Raw genomic sequence first — 17,410 nt, forward strand, 5'->3', positions numbered from 1 at the left:
GCCTTTCACCCCCCGTATCTATGGGTTGCGCGCAAGGTGGGCAAGCCTGTCGCAACCAAGACAAGAACAGATCCGCTGGAGTGAACATGCTGGGACTCGGAACGCTCGCCAAAAAGGTGTTCGGAACACCGAACGACCGCAAGATCAAGGCGACCCGCCCACTGATCGAAAAGATCAACGCGCTGGAACCTGAGTTCGAAAAACTCTCTGACGAGGGTCTGATCGAAAAGACCGCCGAACTGCGCAAACGCGCGCTGGATGGCGAGAACCTGGATGACCTGCTGCCCGAAGCTTTTGCCAACGTGCGCGAAGGTGCCAAGCGCGCGCTGGGTCTGCGGGCCTTTGATGTGCAGCTGATGGGCGGCACCTTCCTGCATCAGGGTAATATTTCCGAGATGAAGACGGGTGAGGGCAAGACACTTGTTGCCACTTTCCCCGCCTACCTGAACGCCCTGACCGGCAAGGGCGTGCATGTCGTCACGGTCAACGAATACCTGGCCAAACGGGATGCCGAATGGATGGGCAAAGTCTTTGCCGCGTTGGGTATGACCACCGGTGTGATCTGGTCGGGCCAGCAAGATGCCGAGAAGAAAGCCGCTTATGCCTGTGACGTGACCTACGCCACCAACAACGAGCTTGGCTTCGACTATCTGCGCGACAACATGAAGGCCGATATGGCCGATATCTATCAAAAGCATCACAATTTCGCGATTGTGGATGAGGTCGACTCGATCCTGATTGATGAGGCGCGGACGCCGCTGATCATCTCGGGTCCGGCGCAGGACCGGTCGGATCTGTACACCGCGATTGATGCGCTGATCCCGAGCCTGAGTGATGATCACTACTCGCTGGACGAAAAATCCCGCAACGTAACCTTCACCGATGAAGGCAACGAGTTTCTGGAACAGCAACTGATCGCCACGGGCCTGATCCCCGAGGATCATTCTCTGTACGATCCCGAAAGCACAACCGTAGTGCATCACGTCAATCAGGGCCTGCGTGCGCATAAACTGTTCCAGCGCGACAAAGACTATATCGTGCGTGATGGCAATGTGGTTCTGATCGACGAATTCACCGGCCGCATGATGCCGGGCCGTCGCCTGTCGGAAGGTCTGCACCAAGCGATCGAGGCGAAAGAGAACGTCCAGATTCAGCCCGAGAACGTGACTCTGGCCAGTGTGACCTTCCAGAACTATTTCCGCCTCTATGACAAGCTGGGCGGCATGACCGGGACCGCGCTGACCGAAGCCGAAGAATTCCAGGAAATCTACGGTCTGGGTGTGGTCGAAGTCCCCACCAACCGTCCGATTGCGCGTCTCGACGAAGACGATCAGGTTTATCGTACCGCGATGGAGAAATACGGCGCGATTATCTCTGAGGCGAAGAAGGCCCAGGACAAGGGTCAACCGGTTCTGATCGGCACCACCTCGATCGAGAAATCCGAAGTTCTCAGCCAAATGCTGACCAAGGAAAAGATCGAACACAACGTTCTGAACGCTCGCCAGCATGAACAAGAGGCCCAGATCGTCGCCGATGCGGGCCGCAACGGTGCAGTCACCATCGCCACCAACATGGCCGGTCGTGGTACTGACATTCAGCTGGGCGGCAACGTCGAGATGAAGGTTTTGCAGGCCCTTGCCGAAAACCCCGAGGCCGATCCAGCCGAGCTGCGCGCTGCGGAAGAGGCCAAGCACGCCGAGGAAAAACAAAAGGTTCTGGATGCCGGCGGGCTTTATGTGATGGCCTCGGAACGCCATGAAAGCCGCCGCATCGACAACCAGTTGCGCGGCCGCTCGGGCCGTCAGGGCGATCCCGGTCGCACCGTGTTCTACCTGAGCCTCGAAGACGATCTGATGCGCATCTTCGGCTCGGAACGTCTGGACAAGGTGTTGACCACATTAGGCATGAAAGAGGGCGAAGCCATCGTTCACCCCTGGGTCAACAAATCGCTGGAACGCGCACAATCCAAGGTCGAAGGCCGCAACTTTGACATGCGCAAGAACGTTCTGAAGTTCGACGACGTGATGAATGATCAGCGTAAGGTGGTCTTCAGCCAGCGGCGCGAGATCATGTCAGCCGATGACCTGTCCGAGATCGTCTCAGATATGCGCGAGCAGGTTATCGACGATCTGATCGACGAATACATGCCGCCGAAATCCTATGCAGACCAATGGGACACAACTGGTTTTTATGCTGCTGTAATCGAAAAACTGGGCGTAGATGTTCCGCTGATCGACTGGGCCGAAGAAGAAGGCGTCGATAACGAAATTATCCGCGGTCGATTGACAAAAGCGACGGATGAGATGATGGCGCAAAAAGCCGTCGCCTTTGGCCTGGATAACATGCGCAACATCGAAAAACAGGTGCTGCTGCAAACCATTGATAGCAAATGGCGCGAACACCTGCTGACGCTGGAACATTTGCGCTCGGTCGTTGGATTCCGGGGCTACGCCCAGCGCGATCCGCTGAACGAGTACAAGAACGAAAGCTTCCAGCTGTTCGAAGGCATGCTGGACAGTTTGCGCGAAACCGTGACTCAGCAATTGTCGCGCGTGCGCCCGCTGACCGAAGAAGAACAGCGCGAGATGTTGGCGCAGATGGCGGCCCAGCAAGCGCAGTCTCAGAAAGCGGTTGATCAGGCCGCAGGTGCTGCCGAGGCCAAGGCCGAGGCCGTCGCGTCGGGCGATGCACTGCCCGGCTTTGACGAGAATGATCCCTCGACCTGGGGCAATCCATCGCGCAACGGTCAATGCCCCTGTGGTTCGGGCAAGAAGTTCAAACACTGCCACGGACGATTGACCTAACGTCAACAAACACCAGTCACAATCGCTCCGCTTCGCGGCCACAAATTGGCCGCGATTTTTAACGAGAGTGCGACTCGCTCCTTCAACTGGGGAGGGTGTTTTGTTCGTAGTCAGAAATTACGTGACCATGTGCGGCACGGTCGCTTGTGCCATGGGTATTGGTTACCTGATGCAATATGGTGCGCCTGCGCAGCCGAATGACGCGCAGGAACCTGTCGCCGTGGCTTCTGTCGCGGATCAGGCCTCGGTCATTGCCGGGCTTGAGCGTATCGTGCAAACCTCTTCCTCTGACGGGACCCCCTCTCAACCGATTGAGCGCCCTGCGCCGAAGGCCGCACAAAAGCACACCAATTGCAGCATCAGCGCGCGTGCCACCGCCCAAATGGGTGCCAATGCACGGCTGCGGATCAAGGCCCCCTGCCGCAGCAATGAACGTGTTGAAATCCACCACAGCGGTCTGACGCTGACACAGCAAACCGATGAAAACGGTGCCTTGGACCTGACCATTCCGGCCCTGTCCGAATATGCCATTTTCCTGATCTCATTCGAGGATCAGACCGGCACGGTCGCCACCACTCACATCATGGACATTGACCAGTTCGACCGGGTCGCGTTGCAATGGCAGGGTCAGACCGATCTGCAAATCCACGCCTTGGAGTTCGGCGCAAGCTATGGAGAACCGGGGCATATCTCAACCAATAGCGCATCGCAGGGCGCGGGCTCTGTGGTCCATCTGGGAAGTGCGGGCTTCCACGATTCACAGAATATCCAGGTTTACTCGTTCCCGGCTGCACGTTCGGAACAATCCGGCTCGGTCGCTTTGACGGTTGAAACCGAAGTGACTGAGGCCAATTGTGGCCGCGATCTGAACGTCCAGTCTTTGGAACTGCGCAGTGATCGTCGGCTGCGGTCGCGCGATCTGATCCTGACGATGCCGATGTGTACCGAAGTCGGTGAGTTTCTGGTGTTGAATAATCTGTTCCAAGACCTAACAATCGCGGCAAATTAAACCGCAGGCAGGCTCGACCTTCTCATGACACTTTATCGTGCGGCGCTGGCCGTACTGTTTTCTGTTTCGCTGGCTGTTTCAGCCGCAGCGCAGGATATTGTTCTGACATCGCACGATGGCAAGATCGAAGTCTCCGGCACACTGCTGGGCTTTGATGGCGAATTCTACCGGGTCGACACCCAGTTCGGAGAGCTGACGGTTGATGGCTCCGGCGTCACATGCGACGGCCCCGCCTGCCCCAGCCTGACCGATTTCGTGGCCGAGGTCCGGTTCTCGGGTTCATCCGTGATGGCCGAAACGGTCCTGCCCGCTCTAATCATCGGCTTCGCCCGGCAAGAGGGTCTGACAGCAACCCCAACGCGCGTGGATGAACGCAGCTTTGCCTATGAGCTGCGCCAGCCAGACCGCACGGCCCCTCTCGCCCGCCTGTTCTTTCGCGTTGGAACGACGGATCAGGGGTTTGCCGACCTCATGGACAACGACGCCGACATCGTAATGGCGCAACGCGAAATCCGGGATGAGGAACGCAACATGGCCGAGGCCGCAGGTCTGGGCGATCTGACCCATCCCCGCCGCGCGCGGATTGTAGCACTGGATGCGATCGTGCCGGTAGTTGCGCGAGAGAACACCGTTCAGCAGATTTCACCCGCGGATCTAGTCCGTGTTCTGTCGGGCGAGATCAACAATTGGACAGATCTGGAAGGGCCGGACGCTCCGATTGCCCTTCACATGCCAGACGCCGGTTCCGGCTTGTTTCAGGGTGTCGAGGATCAGCTGTTGCGCCCCGCTCAGGTTGAGCTATCCGAAGGCGTTCTCCGCCACCAGCGCAATCGCGATCTTGTCCAAGCAGTGGTCAACGACCCATTCGCGATCGGCATCACGACGCAAGCGGCCTCGGGCCCGACCCGCGCGCTGCCTTTGACCGGAGGTTGCGGACATGCGCTCGCGGCGACTCGACAGTCTATCAAGACCGAAGATTACCCGCTGACTTCTCCGATGTTCCTTTACCTGCCGCAACGTCGCCTGCCTCGGATCGCGCGCCAGTTTCTGGCATATACCCGCTCTGCCGACGCGCAGATGGCCATCCGACAGGCCGGGTTTGTCGATCAAGCGACCGAGAACCTGCCCATTGGGCTGCAAGGGGATCGTCTTTCCAATGCCATCGTTTCCGGCGGGGCCGAGGTCGGACTGGAAGAGCTTCAACACATGGTCGAAACTCTGCGGCCTTTGTCTAGACTGTCGATCTCCTTCCGGTTCGAGCCGGGAAGCTCTCGCCCGGACGCGCAATCACGGTCCAATATTCTGCAATTGGCCCAGGCGCTTGAGTCCGGCAGTTTGACCCCTCGCAAGCTTGTCTTTGCCGGGTTCAGCGACGGGGACGGAGGCGCCAGCGCCAATGCACGGATCGCCCATCGCAGGGCACAAACGGTGCGCAATGCGGTTCTGGCCGCTGTTGAGACCGAAATCCCCGACAGTATCGAGATCACAACCGAAGGATTCGGAGAAGCGATGCCCATGGCCTGCGATGACACCGAATGGGGCCGAAAAACAAACCGCCGAGTTGAGGTTTGGGTGAACTAAAGAGTGCCAATGTCGGGCAGCAGCCCGGACGAAACCGCCTCCGCAATCAATGAGGGTGCTGCGTAGCCGCGTGTAGACCAAGTCTGATCTCTAGGTACGCGGCGGTTCTTCCCAGCGAGACGCAAAAACTTACAAAGACCCTGTGACGCATTTCAATTGAGGCGACATAGGCGAAAGCAAGAAACTGTCCTGATCGATATGAATCGGACAACATGGAACTCTCAAACCAGATAGCAATTTCAGTCGCTAGGGCAATCGACAAGAAACACGAGCCTTCCCGTCACAAATACCCCTCAGACCGAAAGCTCAGCTCGGTTGATTTTCCGATGATCAGATGGTCGTGCAGCGTCAGCCCCAACGCCGTGCAGGCATCCTGAATGCGGTTCGTCATGTCGATATCCGATTGCGACGGCGTCGGGTCGCCGGAGGGATGGTTATGCACCAAAATCAGGGCTGAGGCGTTCAGCTCCAGCGCTCGTTTCGCCACCTCGCGCGGGTAGACCGGTACGTGATCGACAGTGCCCTTCGCCTGCTCTTCATCCGCGATCATCACGTTCTTGCGGTCAAGGTAGAACACGCGAAACTGCTCGATCTCTCGATGCGCCATCGTTGTGTGGCAATAGTCCAGCAGAGCGTCCCAGCCTGAAATCACGTGGCGCTGCATCACCCGCGCGCGGGCCATACGATGGGCGCAGGCTTCCAGGATTTTCAGATCGGTGATGACGGTTTCACCGACGCCTTTGATCTGACGCAACCGCTCCTCTGGTGCGGTTAGAACGCGGTTGAAGTCGCCAAACGTATCCATCAGCAGCCGGGCCAGCGGTTTCACATCCTGCCGTGGAATGGACCGAAACAGCACCAGTTCCAACAACTCATAGTCCGGCATAGCGCCCGAGCCGCCAGACATGAACCGTTCGCGCAGCCGCTTGCGATGGTCTTTGATGTAGGAGGGTAACCGACCCGTCGGCAGCGGCTGCGCTGGCGCTTCGTCCGTATCGAAAAGCATCGGGGCTTCGGCAAAGGCGTCCTGTGTCATGGGGCTCACCTTGGCGCAGAATCGGTTTCTGAAAGGTTAACGCGCCTCACCGGCCATGCGGGCTGTGGCGCGGCGTACCAGCATGTGAAGCAGGATCGAGAACACGCCCAAAGTCAGCATGGCCGCGAACATCAGATCGGTCTTGGCCCGGCCATTGGCCAGCAACATAAGATAGCCCAGCCCTTGCGAGGACCCGACCCATTCGCCGATTACCGCCCCGATTGGCGCATAGACCGCCGCCAACCGCATCCCCGAGGCCAGCGAAGGCAGCGCCGCCGGGATACGGATGTGCCACAGGACCGAACGCGGGCTTGCCTGCATCGTGCGCGCAAGATCGAGGTATCCGGGCGGGGTCCTCATCAGACCGTCAAAAAAGGATGAGGTGATCGGGAAATAGATGATCAGAACCGCCATCGCGACCTTGGACCAAAGGCCATAGCCCAGCCACAGGGTCAGCAGCGGCGCCAGCGCAAAGACTGGCAGAGCCTGGGTGAACACCAGCATCGGCTGCACCAACACCCGTGCGGCCCGCGAATTGGCCAGCTGCAGCGCGGTGACGACGCCTAGTATGGTTCCCACCGCCAGGCCGATCACGACCTCAACCGCGGTAATCCAAGTGTGTTCCGCAATCACCCAGCGGTTCTGCCACCAGGTCTCGGCTACAAGCGCCGGGCCGGGCAGGATGAACTTGGGCAGACCTGTCAGGCTGACAATCGCTTGCCAGACAGCCAGAGCGAACAAGGTTGCTGCAAGGGCGGAGAGGAGTTTCATGCCGCCTCTCTCAGCAGTTTCAACAGCACGCCTTGGGTTTCCAATGTCTCCAGATCATCCACATGGCGCGGTGCGGGCGCGGCAGGCGGAGCACAGGGCGTCAACCCCTGCTGCGTCATCACGACGATGGATTGGCCCAGACGCGCGGCCTCGGCCGGGTCGTGGGTGACCAGAAGGACCGTCCGACCCTGAAGCGCCTCGGCGGCCAGATCCTGCATATCCGCGCGGGTGCGCGCGTCGAGGGCCGAGAATGGCTCATCCAACAGCACGATGGGGCGATCCTCCATCAGGGTCCGCGCCAAGGCGACGCGCTGGCGTTGGCCGCCAGACAGCTCCGACGGTTTCTTGGCCATGTGGTCTTGTAAGCGCATCCGTTCAATCAGACGGTCCCGGCGATCCAGATCGGGTTTCTCACCCCGCAACCGCGCGCCGAGCGAGACGTTTTGCGCCACCGTCGCCCAAGGCAGCAGCAAGTCGTCCTGCGCCATATAGGCCACGCGGGTTGGGACCGTTTGGCCATCACTGGCCAATATCTGGCCGGCGAAATCCGCGCCTGTCTCCAACCCGGCAATCAGGCGCAGAACCGTGGTTTTGCCAACGCCCGATCCGCCCAACAGACAAGTCCACTGCCCCGCCCCAAGGGTTAGGGTCAGCGGTGCGAACAAGGGCGCATCGCCAATACTCGCGTGTCCGCTGATGGTGAGATCGGGCGCCCGGGTCATGGGGTCAGACCCATTTGCCAGAAATTGACCTCCAACTCCGTCGCGGTTCGGAAGGTCTGGCACAAACGCTCCCATCGCGGAGAGACCTCGAAGTCTGCCCCAATCCGTCGTGTTAGAGCCGAATCCAACAGTTCGCCAACCGCTTTGCACGCACCCTGGTAATCCTCACCGGCATAGGTGTTGATCCAGTCGTGATAAGTCTCGGATGTGGCCTCGGAGGCCAGTCGAGACCCGATTTCCCCGTACCCCATCACACAGGGCGCAAGCGCTGCCAACAGGTCCAGCAGATCGCCGCTGTATCCGGCCTCCAGCACGAACCGCGTATAGGCAAGATTTTCGGCACGTTCCGGGGTTGCAAACAGCTCCTCCTGAGAAATCCCGGCCGCTTCGCAGATCCCGATATGCAACTGCATCTCTTCGGCGACCAAGGCGTTCACGGTGCCCACAGCCGTCAGCATCTCTTCATGCGTTTCCGACTTCACCACCGCCAGCGCCCAGGCGCGGCTGAAATGGATCAGGAACACATAATCCTGACGCAGGTAATGCAGGAATGCCTCGCGGGGCAGAGAGCCGTCCTTCATCCCTTCGACAAAGGCGTGGCGGGTGTAGTCCTGCCACGGCCCCTGCGCCGCATCACGCATCAGCGTAAAGGCTTTGCCATATTCGCTCATTGCGCGGTCACGTCGATGGTTATGTCGCTGACCGGCAGTACGCTGTCGATCATACCGCTTTCGTTCAGGAAGGTTTCGAACCGGGCGTAACGGCCTGCATCAAAACCCGCCGGGCGCAGAGCGAAACGTGGCAGAGTGTCGACCCATGCGCGGGCATTCAGCTCATCCTGCAACTCGGGCGAGGTCGCGGCGAAGATCTCCCAGCTTTTCTCCGGGTTGTTGACAATGTACTGGGTCGCTTTTTCGGTCGCTGCCAGGAAACGCGCGATCTTGTCCTTGTCCATCGTCTCGGGGTTTGCGACGTAGATTAGCTCGTCATAAGACGGCACGCCCTCTTCCTCGATATAGAAACAAGTGCCGGGACGGCCTTCGATATCCATCTGGTTCAGCTCGAAGTTCCGATACGCACCGATCACCGCATCCACCTGACCGGTCATCAGCGACGGTGAGAGCGAGAAGTTCACGTTGATCAGCTCAACATCGTCCAGCGCCACACCATATTTACCCAGCACGGTGCCCAGAACAGCCTCTTCCACGCCCGCGACCGAGAAACCGATCTTCTTGCCCTTCAGGTCCGCAGGCGACTTGATCGGACCATCTTCGAGAACCAACAGGCAGTTCAGAGGGGTGGCAACCAGCGTACCGACGCGTTTCAGCGGCAGGCCTTCATGGATCTGCAGGTGCAATTGCGGCTGATAAGATACGGCCAGTTCGGCCTGACCAGCAGCCACCAGACGCGGCGGGGCAGAGGGATCAGCTGGGGGAACGATCTCAACCTCGAGGCCCTGCTCGGCAAAATAGCCGTTTTCCTGCGCCACGATGATGGGCCCATGATCCGGGTTGATGAACCAGTCCAGCAGAACGGTCATCTTGTCTTCGGCCCAGGCCGGCGCAGCGGCCAGAAGGGCGATGGCTGTCATCAGCTTTTTCATGTCTCGCGTTTCCTTTTTACTCACGAGGTTGAGGCCGCGACGAGGACAATCTCGCCCGGCCAATCCGGTTCAATCTGTTCAGCCGCACGCCAGGCGCGCAGGCCGGTTGCACAGCACAAAGCCAGCCTTTTAGATTTGTTAGGCTCTGATTTTAGGTGGTCCACGCTTAGCCGTCGTGCCAGGGGGTGGATGGGTTGAGGAGCTTCGTCTTTACTCCGAAGCTCAACAATCACATCATCTGAGGACAGCTGCGAGGCGGCGACGAAGGCGAAGGATTGCTCAGGCTCAGGCGCTGCGTCAAAGCGGAAGCTGGAGCTTCGGAAAGTATGGGCGTCCACCTGCACCATCTGGCCAAGGGGCGACGGGTCAAGGTCCAGGATCAAAGCCAAAGCCATTTGCGCCTGCATCGCTCCGATCATCCCCACGACCGGCCCCAGCACGCCTGCCGTAGCGCAGCTCGCCCCACTGGTCGGGGCGTCGGGGAACACGGCCCGCAGAGACGGCGCACCGCCGCAGAAAGCGCCCGCATAGCCAGACAGGCCCAACACTGAGGCGCTGACCAATGGCCTGCCCAAGGTGAGGCAGATATCCGACAGGGTGTAGCTGGCGGCATAGCTGTCCGCACAGTCGAGAATCACATCGGCCTGTGAAACAAAACCAGCCGCATTTTCACTTGTTAGAGCCTGTTTTTGCGCCACGACGTCGATATCAGAATTCAAAGCACGGCAGCGATCGGCTGCAACTTCGGCCTTTGGGCGTCCGCAATCAGCCTCAGAAAACAGCGTCTGTCGATGCAGGTTCGACTGGGCCACGTCATCCGCATCGAGGATCGTCAGATGGCCAACACCTGCCCCGGCCAGCAAAGGCAGGGCCGGAGCCGCCAATCCGCCCGCCCCTACAACCAGAACCCGCGCCTTGGACAGGCGCGCCTGCCCGTCGGCCCCGACCTCAGGCAGGATCATCTGGCGGGCGTAGCGGCTCATCTGGTGGCCTCGATCCATTGGCGCACCCGCGCCTCGGGGTCGGCGTTCAGGGTAATGTCCGTGACGACCGAGACGATATCGGCACCCGCCTCAAGCACGCCGGGCGCGCGTTCGACGCTCATACCGCCGATCCCGACCAGAGGGATATCGCCCACTCGGGCCTTCCATTCGGCGACGCGCGGCAGGCCCTGCTGCTCCCACTTCATCTTTTTCAGGATCGTCGGATAGACCGGCCCCAGTGCGATGTAGTCGGGGTCCATGGCCAGAACGCGCTCTAGCTCATCACCATCATGGGTAGAAACGCCCAGCTTTAGACCCGCTTTTCGGATCGCCTTGAGGTCGGCATCGTCCAGATCTTCCTGCCCCAGATGGATCCAGTCGCAACCCCCGTCTATCGCGGCCTGCCAAAAGTCGTTCACCACCAGAACCGCGCCATGCTGCTTGCACAGATCGCGAGAGGTTGCGATCTCGGCCCGGACAACATCGTCCGGCTGGTCCTTCATGCGCAGCTGCACCAGCTTTACACCCAAGGGCAGCATCCGCCGCAGCCAGTCCGAGTGGTCAAAGATCGGGTAGAAACGGTCCAAACTCATGTTAGGAACGCCTTTCCAACAACGGGGGTCGAGGGTTCAGCCATGTCCCGGGCCTCGATCGGGTCGGCCTGATGGGCCAGCTGCCCGGCCTCAACCGCGCGCATCATGGCCTTTGCCATCAACGCCGGATCACCGGCGCGGGCGACGGCAGTGTTCAGCAATACGGCGTCATATCCCAGCTCCATCGCGTGGGCCGCATGGCTGGGCAGGCCGATCCCGGCATCAATCACCAGCGGCACATCCGGGAACTCGGCCCGCATTGCGCGCAGGGCGTATTCATTGTTCAACCCCCGGCCCGAACCGATTGGCGCACCCCAGGGCATCAGAACCTCGCACCCGGCCTCAAGCAGCCGCTCGCCCACGATCAAATCGTCGGTGGTGTAAGGGAAGACCTCGAACCCATCCTCGGTCAGGATGCGCGCGGCCTCGACCAGTTGGAAGACATCTGGCTGCAGACTGTCGGTATGACCGATCAGCTCTAGCTTAATCCACTTGGTCTCGAACACTTCGCGCGCCATATGCGCGGTGGTCACCGCCTCCTTGACCGTATGACACCCGGCGGTGTTGGGCAGCACCAGCACGCCCAGATCGCGGATCATCTGCCAAAAGGTCTGCCCGGCCCCAGATTCCCGCCGTAAAGAGACCGTCGCCACACCCGCGCCGCTGTCGCGAAACGCCTGTTCTAGGATAGCAGGGCTGGGATATTGCGCGGTGCCCAGCATCAGCGGGTTGGGCAGATCGACGCCGTAAAAGCTTTTCATCCTCACCCTCCTTGCATCGGCGACAGGATTTCGACCCGGTCACCTTCGGACAGGGCATGGGCAATGCGCAGGCTGGAGGGCACGAATTCCTCGTTCACCGCCGTTGCGACACGGCCCGAGAAACCGCATTCATCTAGCAGCTCTGCCAAGGTGGAGGCCTTTACCTCCTTGGGGTCGCCATTAAGCACGATCTTCATCGACCATCTCCGAATGTTTGTTCTCAAGCGCCAGATCGGCCACGCCCTGCGCCAGCGCTGGGGCCAACAGGTAGCCATGGCGGTAGAGGCCATTGGCATAGATCGTCCGGCCCAAGCGCCGGATACGCGGCAGGTTGTCTGGAAAGGCAGGGCGCAGATCGACGCCGATTTCCAGCACCTCAGCCTCACCAAAGGCCGGGTTCAAAGCGTAGGCCGCGCTGAGCAGTTCCAGCATTGAGCGCGCGGTGATCCGGCTGCTGTCTTCGCTTTCGATCATGGTCGCGCCCAGCATGTAGATGCCCTCACCACGCGGCACGATGTAGAGCGGCATCCGCGGGTGCAGCAGGCGCACGGGGCGTGTCAGCATCACATCAGGGCAACGCACCACCAGCATCTCGCCCTTTACGCCACGCAGATCATGCAGGTATTCCCGCGCGTGCAACCCTCGACAATCGATGGCGTTCTCCAGCTTTGCAGGTGCGAGTTTGCGGTGGAATTCTACGCCCTTGTCTTTGAGTCCTCGGTGCAGGTCCAGCAACGCCTGACGGGGGTCAAGATGCGCTTCTTGATCGAAGTACAGTCCCTTTCCGAATCCATGCAAATCAGGCTCTAAATTAACGATTTTCGCCCGATCTACTTCGGAAAAAGAATTCGTCCGACGGGCAAATCTGCGCAAATCCGGAATGTCCCGCGCATTTGCCACGACCAGAGTGCCGCATCGTTGGACAGGTGTTCGAGACGCCCACCACTCGATGGCGGATTGACCCAGCCTAAGGACAGGTTCCTCCGCGTTTTCATACTCGCACCACGGGGCCAACATACCGCCCGCCCACCAGGAACATCCATGCGGACCTGGGGGGCCGCCGGGATCAAAAACCTGCACCTTGGCCCCGCGCGAGACCAGCTCTGACGCGACGGCCAAACCGGCTACACCGGCGCCTATGACGGACCAGAGGGTCACGCAGGCCAAACCCGGTGGAAGTGATGAACAGGCCCGTGGCCTGCGCCGATCTTCAGCTCATCGGCCCGCATGATGGCGCCCTGCAGATACTCATGCGCCTGCGCCACAGCATCGGCGAGGGTCAGGTCCTTGGCCAAACCGGCAGCGATGGATGAGGACAGCGTGCAACCCGTGCCATGGGTGTTTCGGGTAGCCTTGCGGGGGGCCTGAAATTCGGCAATCACCCCGGTTTCGTCGATCAGCAGATCATGGCACACATCCCCCTTGCCATGGCCGCCCTTCATCAAGACCGCTTTTGCACCCAACGCACACAGAGCTTTCCCCTGTTCAACCATCGCGTCGGGCGTGTCGGCATCGCCTTGATCCAGCAAACATGCCGCCTCAGGCAGGTTTGGCGTCAGAACCGTCGCCCGGGGTAGCAGGACATCGCGCAGGGTTTGAACCGCCTCATCGGCCAGCAGGGCATCACCGGATTTCGCAATCATCACGGGGTCCAGAACGACTGGCCCTCGAAACCCGGAAATCCCCTGCGCCACAGTTTCAATGATTTCTGGCGTCGCCAGCATTCCGATCTTGATGGCACGTACATCCAGATCGCTTAGGACCGCTTCGATCTGGGCCGAGATGACCTCGGACGGGATACCATGCACGGCCGTAACCGCCTGCGTGTTCTGAGCAGTAACAGCGGTGATCACGCTGGCCCCGAAAACACCCAAAGCCGACATCGCCTTGAGATCGGCCTGAATGCCCGCGCCGCCGCCGCTGTCGGATCCTGCTATGGTCAAGGCAATAGGTGCCACGTCGTTGCTCCATCTATTGTGAGCAACTCGGGCATGGAAAACGTCTGTTTGCTTTAGACCGTTCCCTACGCCGGAATTGCCCGGATCAGGTTCGATGGGTTAGCGCTTGCGCCTCTCAGCCCTTCGATAAGGGCACCCCAACGGTTGATGCGGACAATCTCAGGACCGGTCTGGAAAATCAAGCCTCAATCCGCGTATCGTATGGCCAATATCTTCAATAAAATAAGGCCAGAGGAACGGTGGAGTTTGCGGGAACCTGCCCCACGCTCCGAAGCTATTTGCGACAGATGAATGAAGGATCACATCCTTTGGAAGGCCGAGCCACCCGGCGACAGAGACGTGTGGGGCGGTGGGATCAGAGCCTCGATCGAAAAAGGCCGCCCCAGTTAGAGCGGCCTGAACTTAGCTTTTCATCCCATCCCAGAAGGACTTCACGGATGAGAAAAAGCTTTTTGATTCTGGATGGTTATCCTCACCCAAATCATCAAACTCACGCAAAAGTTCTTTCTGGCGAGAGGTGAGGTTGACCGGAGTTTCCACAGCCAGTTCGATGAACATGTCACCGATGCCACCACCCCGCAAAGCAGGCATGCCCTTTCCGCGCAGGCGCATTTGGCGACCCGACTGGCTGCCCGCCGGGATCTGCACCCGTCCGCGCCCGCCATCAATGGTAGGCACCTCGATGGACCCGCCCAGCGCGGCTTTGGCCATGCTGACAGGCACGCGGCAATAGAGATTCACGCTGTCACGTTCGAACAGTTTGTGGTCCGAGACCTCAACAAAGATATAGAGGTCACCCGGAGGGCCACCGCGCATACCGGCCTCACCCTCACCCGCGAGGCGGATGCGCGTACCGGTCTCGACACCAGCTGGGATATTGACCGACAGCGCGCGTTCTTTTTCCACACGGCCCGCGCCATTGCAGGATTTACAGGGGTTTTTGATGATCTGCCCAAGGCCCGAACAAGTCGGACAGGTGCGTTCAACTGTGAAAAAGCCCTGCTGAGCCCGAACCTTACCCATGCCAGAGCAAGTCGGACATGTCGTAGGTTCAACACCACCCTCTGCACCCGAGCCATCACAGGCCGAACAAGCCACGGCTGCGGGGACGTTGATGGTTTTCTGCAGGCCCGAGAAAGCCTCTTCCAGCGTTACGCGCAGATTATAGCGCAGGTCGGACCCGCGTGCCGCGCGACGTCCGCCGCCGCCACCACGTTGTCCGCCCATGAAGTCGCCGAAGAGATCATCGAACACATCCGAGAACGCGCTGGAGAAGTCACCCTGACCAAATCCGCCGCCCGGACGGCCACCACCGCCCATGCCATTTTCAAAAGCGGCATGACCAAAACGGTCGTAGGCTGCTTTTTTGTCAGCATCGCGCAGCACGTCATAGGCTTCGTTCGCTTCTTTGAACTGCGCCTCGGCATCCGGGTTGTCTTTGTTGCGGTCGGGATGCAATTCTTTGGCTTTCTTGCGAAAACCTTTCTTGATCTCATCCGCAGATGCGCCCTTGGTGACACCAAGCACATCATAGTAGTCGCGTTTTGACATCAGTTTTCCCTTCTGCCTCAACGTAATCGGGCCGGCCCGGCAAGCGGACCGGCCCAGATTGGCCCGGTTACCGGTTACTTACGCTTGTCGTCGTCCAGATCTTCGAACTCGGCGTCGACAATGTCATCATCCGCAGGACCTGCGTCTGCTGCTGCAGGCTCTTCCTCGCCCTCTTCGGCTTGCGCCTTGTAGATGGCTTCGCCCAGCTTCATAGCAGCTTCGGTGACGTTCTGGATGCCAGACTTGATCTTGTCGGCGTTCTCGGTTTCCAGCTCGTCCTTCAGCGCGGCAATTGCCAGCTCAATGGCTTCGATGGTGGTCGGATCAACCTTGTCGGAGTGCTCTTCCATCGACTTCTCGGTCGAGTGGATGAGGCTTTCCGCCTGGTTCTTGGCGTCGACCAGCTCGCGGCGTTCCTTGTCGGCTTCCGCGTTCTCTTCGGCGTCCTTGACCATCTTTTCGATGTCCTCGTCGGACAGACCGCCCGAGGCCTGGATGGTGATCTTCTGCTCTTTGCCGGTGCCCTTGTCCTTGGCCGAAACCGAGACAATGCCGTTGGCGTCGATGTCAAAAGTCACCTCGATCTGAGGCATACCGCGCGGCGCCGGCGGGATGTCTTCGAGGTTGAACTGACCCAGGATCTTGTTGTCCGCAGCCATTTCGCGCTCACCCTGGAACACGCGGATGGTCACGGCGTTCTGGTTGTCCTCGGCGGTCGAGAAGACCTGAGACTTCTTGGTCGGGATCGTCGTGTTGCGGTCGATCAGACGGGTGAACACGCCACCCAACGTCTCGATGCCCAGCGACAGCGGGGTCACGTCCAGCAGAACCACGTCTTTGACGTCACCCTGCAGAACACCGGCCTGAATGGCGGCGCCCATGGCAACAACTTCGTCCGGGTTCACACCTTTGTGGGGCTCTTTACCGAAGAATTTGGTGACCTCTTCGATCACTTTCGGCATCCGGGTCATACCACCGACCAGAACAACTTCGTCCACGTCAGCAGCCGAAAGACCGGCGTCTTTCAGAGCGGCGGCGCAAGGCTTCATGGACTTTTTGATCAGGTCCGAAACCAGCGATTCCAGCTTGGCACGGGTCAGTTTCATGACCATGTGCAGCGGCTGACCGTTCGAACCCATCGAGATGAACGGCTGGTTAATCTCGGTCTGCGAGGTCGAGGACAGTTCGATCTTGGCTTTTTCAGCGGCTTCTTTAAGACGCTGCAGGGCCATTTTGTCTTGCGACAGGTCGACACCGTGTTCCTTTTTGAACTCATCTGCCAGGTAGTTGACGATGCGCATGTCAAAGTCTTCACCACCCAGGAAGGTGTCACCGTTGGTCGACTTAACTTCGAACAGGCCGTCATCGATCTCCAGGATGGTCACGTCGAAGGTACCGCCACCAAGGTCATAGACCGCGATGGTTTGGGTTTCTTCCTTGTCCAGACCGTAAGCCAGAGCAGCCGCTGTCGGTTCGTTGATGATCCGCAGCACTTCCAGACCGGCGATTTTGCCGGCGTCTTTGGTGGCCTGACGCTGTGCGTCGTTGAAATAGGCGGGAACTGTGATAACCGCCTGCGTGACTTCCTCACCCAGATAGCTTTCTGCGGTTTCCTTCATCTTGCCCAGAGTGAAGGCCGAGATTTGGCTTGGGGAGTATTTCTCACCGCGGGCTTCAACCCACGCGTCGCCATTGCCGCCATTTACGATGGCATAGGGCACCATTTTCTTGTCTTTTTCGACTTCTGCATCATCCACACGACGGCCGATCAGACGCTTGACGCCAAAAATCGTGTTGTCGGGGTTGGTGACCGCCTGGCGTTTTGCAGGCTGACCGACCAGTCGCTCATCTTCGGTGAAGGCGACGATCGAGGGCGTGGTCCGCGCCCCTTCCGCGTTTTCGATGACCTTCGGCTGCGAGCCATCCATGATCGCAACACACGAGTTGGTGGTGCCGAGGTCAATCCCGATTACTTTTCCCATATTTTCAATCCCTTTCTCTTCAAGGCGATGTCCCGAGGGCCGGACCCGTTATGGCA

At 59.5% G+C, this 17,410-nt stretch carries 16 protein-coding genes and 1 riboswitch; of the genes, 3 read left to right on the forward strand and 13 right to left on the reverse strand.

Translation table 11 applies throughout. The annotated features are described in order from the left end of the window. The first annotated feature begins 86 nt into the window (after window positions 1–86). From secA to ACR0JF_RS13290, 3 genes are all read left to right on the forward strand, one after another. A complete protein-coding gene (gene secA / locus ACR0JF_RS13280; RefSeq protein WP_170660897.1) occupies window positions 87–2,804 on the forward strand; it encodes a preprotein translocase subunit SecA in 2,718 nt (905 codons plus the stop codon). A gap of 100 nt (window positions 2,805–2,904) precedes the next feature. Continuing rightward, complete coding sequence (locus ACR0JF_RS13285; protein WP_170660898.1) at window positions 2,905–3,813, forward strand: hypothetical protein; 909 nt, start codon at window positions 2,905–2,907, stop codon at window positions 3,811–3,813. 24 nt (window positions 3,814–3,837) lie between these two features. Then, window positions 3,838–5,394, forward strand: coding sequence for a phosphate ABC transporter substrate-binding/OmpA family protein (locus ACR0JF_RS13290; RefSeq protein WP_170660900.1), 1,557 nt, complete (start codon window positions 3,838–3,840; stop codon window positions 5,392–5,394). Window positions 5,395–5,674: 280 nt separating this feature from the next. Here the strand turns inward: ACR0JF_RS13290 and radC are convergent, their stop codons facing one another. From radC to dnaK, 13 genes are all read right to left on the reverse strand, one after another. Continuing rightward, window positions 5,675–6,430 (reverse strand): RadC family protein, encoded by a 756-nt coding sequence (gene radC, locus ACR0JF_RS13295; RefSeq protein ID WP_170462892.1) that lies wholly within the window; start codon window positions 6,428–6,430, stop codon window positions 5,675–5,677. A 36-nt stretch (window positions 6,431–6,466) separates the two neighbouring features. After that, on the reverse strand, window positions 6,467–7,201 hold the full coding sequence (locus ACR0JF_RS13300; protein WP_170660903.1) for an ABC transporter permease: 735 nt from the start codon (window positions 7,199–7,201) through the stop codon (window positions 6,467–6,469). Continuing rightward, window positions 7,198–7,923 (reverse strand): ATP-binding cassette domain-containing protein, encoded by a 726-nt coding sequence (locus ACR0JF_RS13305; protein WP_170660905.1) that lies wholly within the window; start codon window positions 7,921–7,923, stop codon window positions 7,198–7,200. The genes ACR0JF_RS13300 and ACR0JF_RS13305 overlap by 4 nt, the downstream gene beginning before the upstream one ends. Continuing rightward, window positions 7,920–8,594 carry a thiaminase II gene (tenA, locus tag ACR0JF_RS13310; RefSeq protein ID WP_170660907.1) on the reverse strand — a complete coding sequence of 225 codons (675 nt, stop codon included), beginning with the start codon at window positions 8,592–8,594 and terminating at the stop codon, window positions 7,920–7,922. The genes ACR0JF_RS13305 and tenA overlap by 4 nt, the downstream gene beginning before the upstream one ends. Further along, window positions 8,591–9,526 carry an ABC transporter substrate-binding protein gene (locus ACR0JF_RS13315; RefSeq protein WP_170479973.1) on the reverse strand — a complete coding sequence of 312 codons (936 nt, stop codon included), beginning with the start codon at window positions 9,524–9,526 and terminating at the stop codon, window positions 8,591–8,593. Before ACR0JF_RS13315 ends, tenA begins: the two co-directional genes overlap by 4 nt. 20 nt (window positions 9,527–9,546) lie before the next feature. Next, a complete protein-coding gene (locus tag ACR0JF_RS13320) occupies window positions 9,547–10,509 on the reverse strand; it encodes a ThiF family adenylyltransferase (protein WP_170660909.1) in 963 nt (320 codons plus the stop codon). Next, window positions 10,506–11,102, reverse strand: coding sequence for a thiamine phosphate synthase (locus ACR0JF_RS13325; RefSeq protein ID WP_170660911.1), 597 nt, complete (start codon window positions 11,100–11,102; stop codon window positions 10,506–10,508). Before ACR0JF_RS13325 ends, ACR0JF_RS13320 begins: the two co-directional genes overlap by 4 nt. Next, the gene (locus ACR0JF_RS13330; protein WP_170660913.1) at window positions 11,099–11,863 is read right to left on the reverse strand and encodes a thiazole synthase; all 765 of its coding nucleotides are present in this window, start codon (window positions 11,861–11,863) and stop codon (window positions 11,099–11,101) included. The genes ACR0JF_RS13325 and ACR0JF_RS13330 overlap by 4 nt, the downstream gene beginning before the upstream one ends. A gap of 2 nt (window positions 11,864–11,865) precedes the next feature. Further along, on the reverse strand, window positions 11,866–12,060 hold the full coding sequence (gene thiS / locus ACR0JF_RS13335; RefSeq protein WP_170660915.1) for a sulfur carrier protein ThiS: 195 nt from the start codon (window positions 12,058–12,060) through the stop codon (window positions 11,866–11,868). Next, window positions 12,044–13,021 (reverse strand): FAD-dependent oxidoreductase, encoded by a 978-nt coding sequence (locus tag ACR0JF_RS13340; RefSeq protein WP_170660917.1) that lies wholly within the window; start codon window positions 13,019–13,021, stop codon window positions 12,044–12,046. Before ACR0JF_RS13340 ends, thiS begins: the two co-directional genes overlap by 17 nt. Continuing rightward, window positions 13,018–13,821 carry a bifunctional hydroxymethylpyrimidine kinase/phosphomethylpyrimidine kinase gene (gene thiD / locus ACR0JF_RS13345; RefSeq protein WP_170660919.1) on the reverse strand — a complete coding sequence of 268 codons (804 nt, stop codon included), beginning with the start codon at window positions 13,819–13,821 and terminating at the stop codon, window positions 13,018–13,020. The genes ACR0JF_RS13340 and thiD overlap by 4 nt, the downstream gene beginning before the upstream one ends. A 45-nt stretch (window positions 13,822–13,866) precedes the next feature. Beyond that, a riboswitch (TPP riboswitch) is annotated at window positions 13,867–13,971 on the reverse strand. A 252-nt stretch (window positions 13,972–14,223) separates the two neighbouring features. After that, the gene (gene dnaJ, locus ACR0JF_RS13350; RefSeq protein WP_170380244.1) at window positions 14,224–15,372 is read right to left on the reverse strand and encodes a molecular chaperone DnaJ; all 1,149 of its coding nucleotides are present in this window, start codon (window positions 15,370–15,372) and stop codon (window positions 14,224–14,226) included. Window positions 15,373–15,446: 74 nt separating this feature from the next. Next, on the reverse strand, window positions 15,447–17,354 hold the full coding sequence (dnaK, locus tag ACR0JF_RS13355) for a molecular chaperone DnaK (RefSeq protein WP_170380243.1): 1,908 nt from the start codon (window positions 17,352–17,354) through the stop codon (window positions 15,447–15,449). Between the last annotated feature and the right edge of the window lie 56 nt (window positions 17,355–17,410).

This window comes from Ruegeria sp. BG11 (assembly GCF_056538565.1).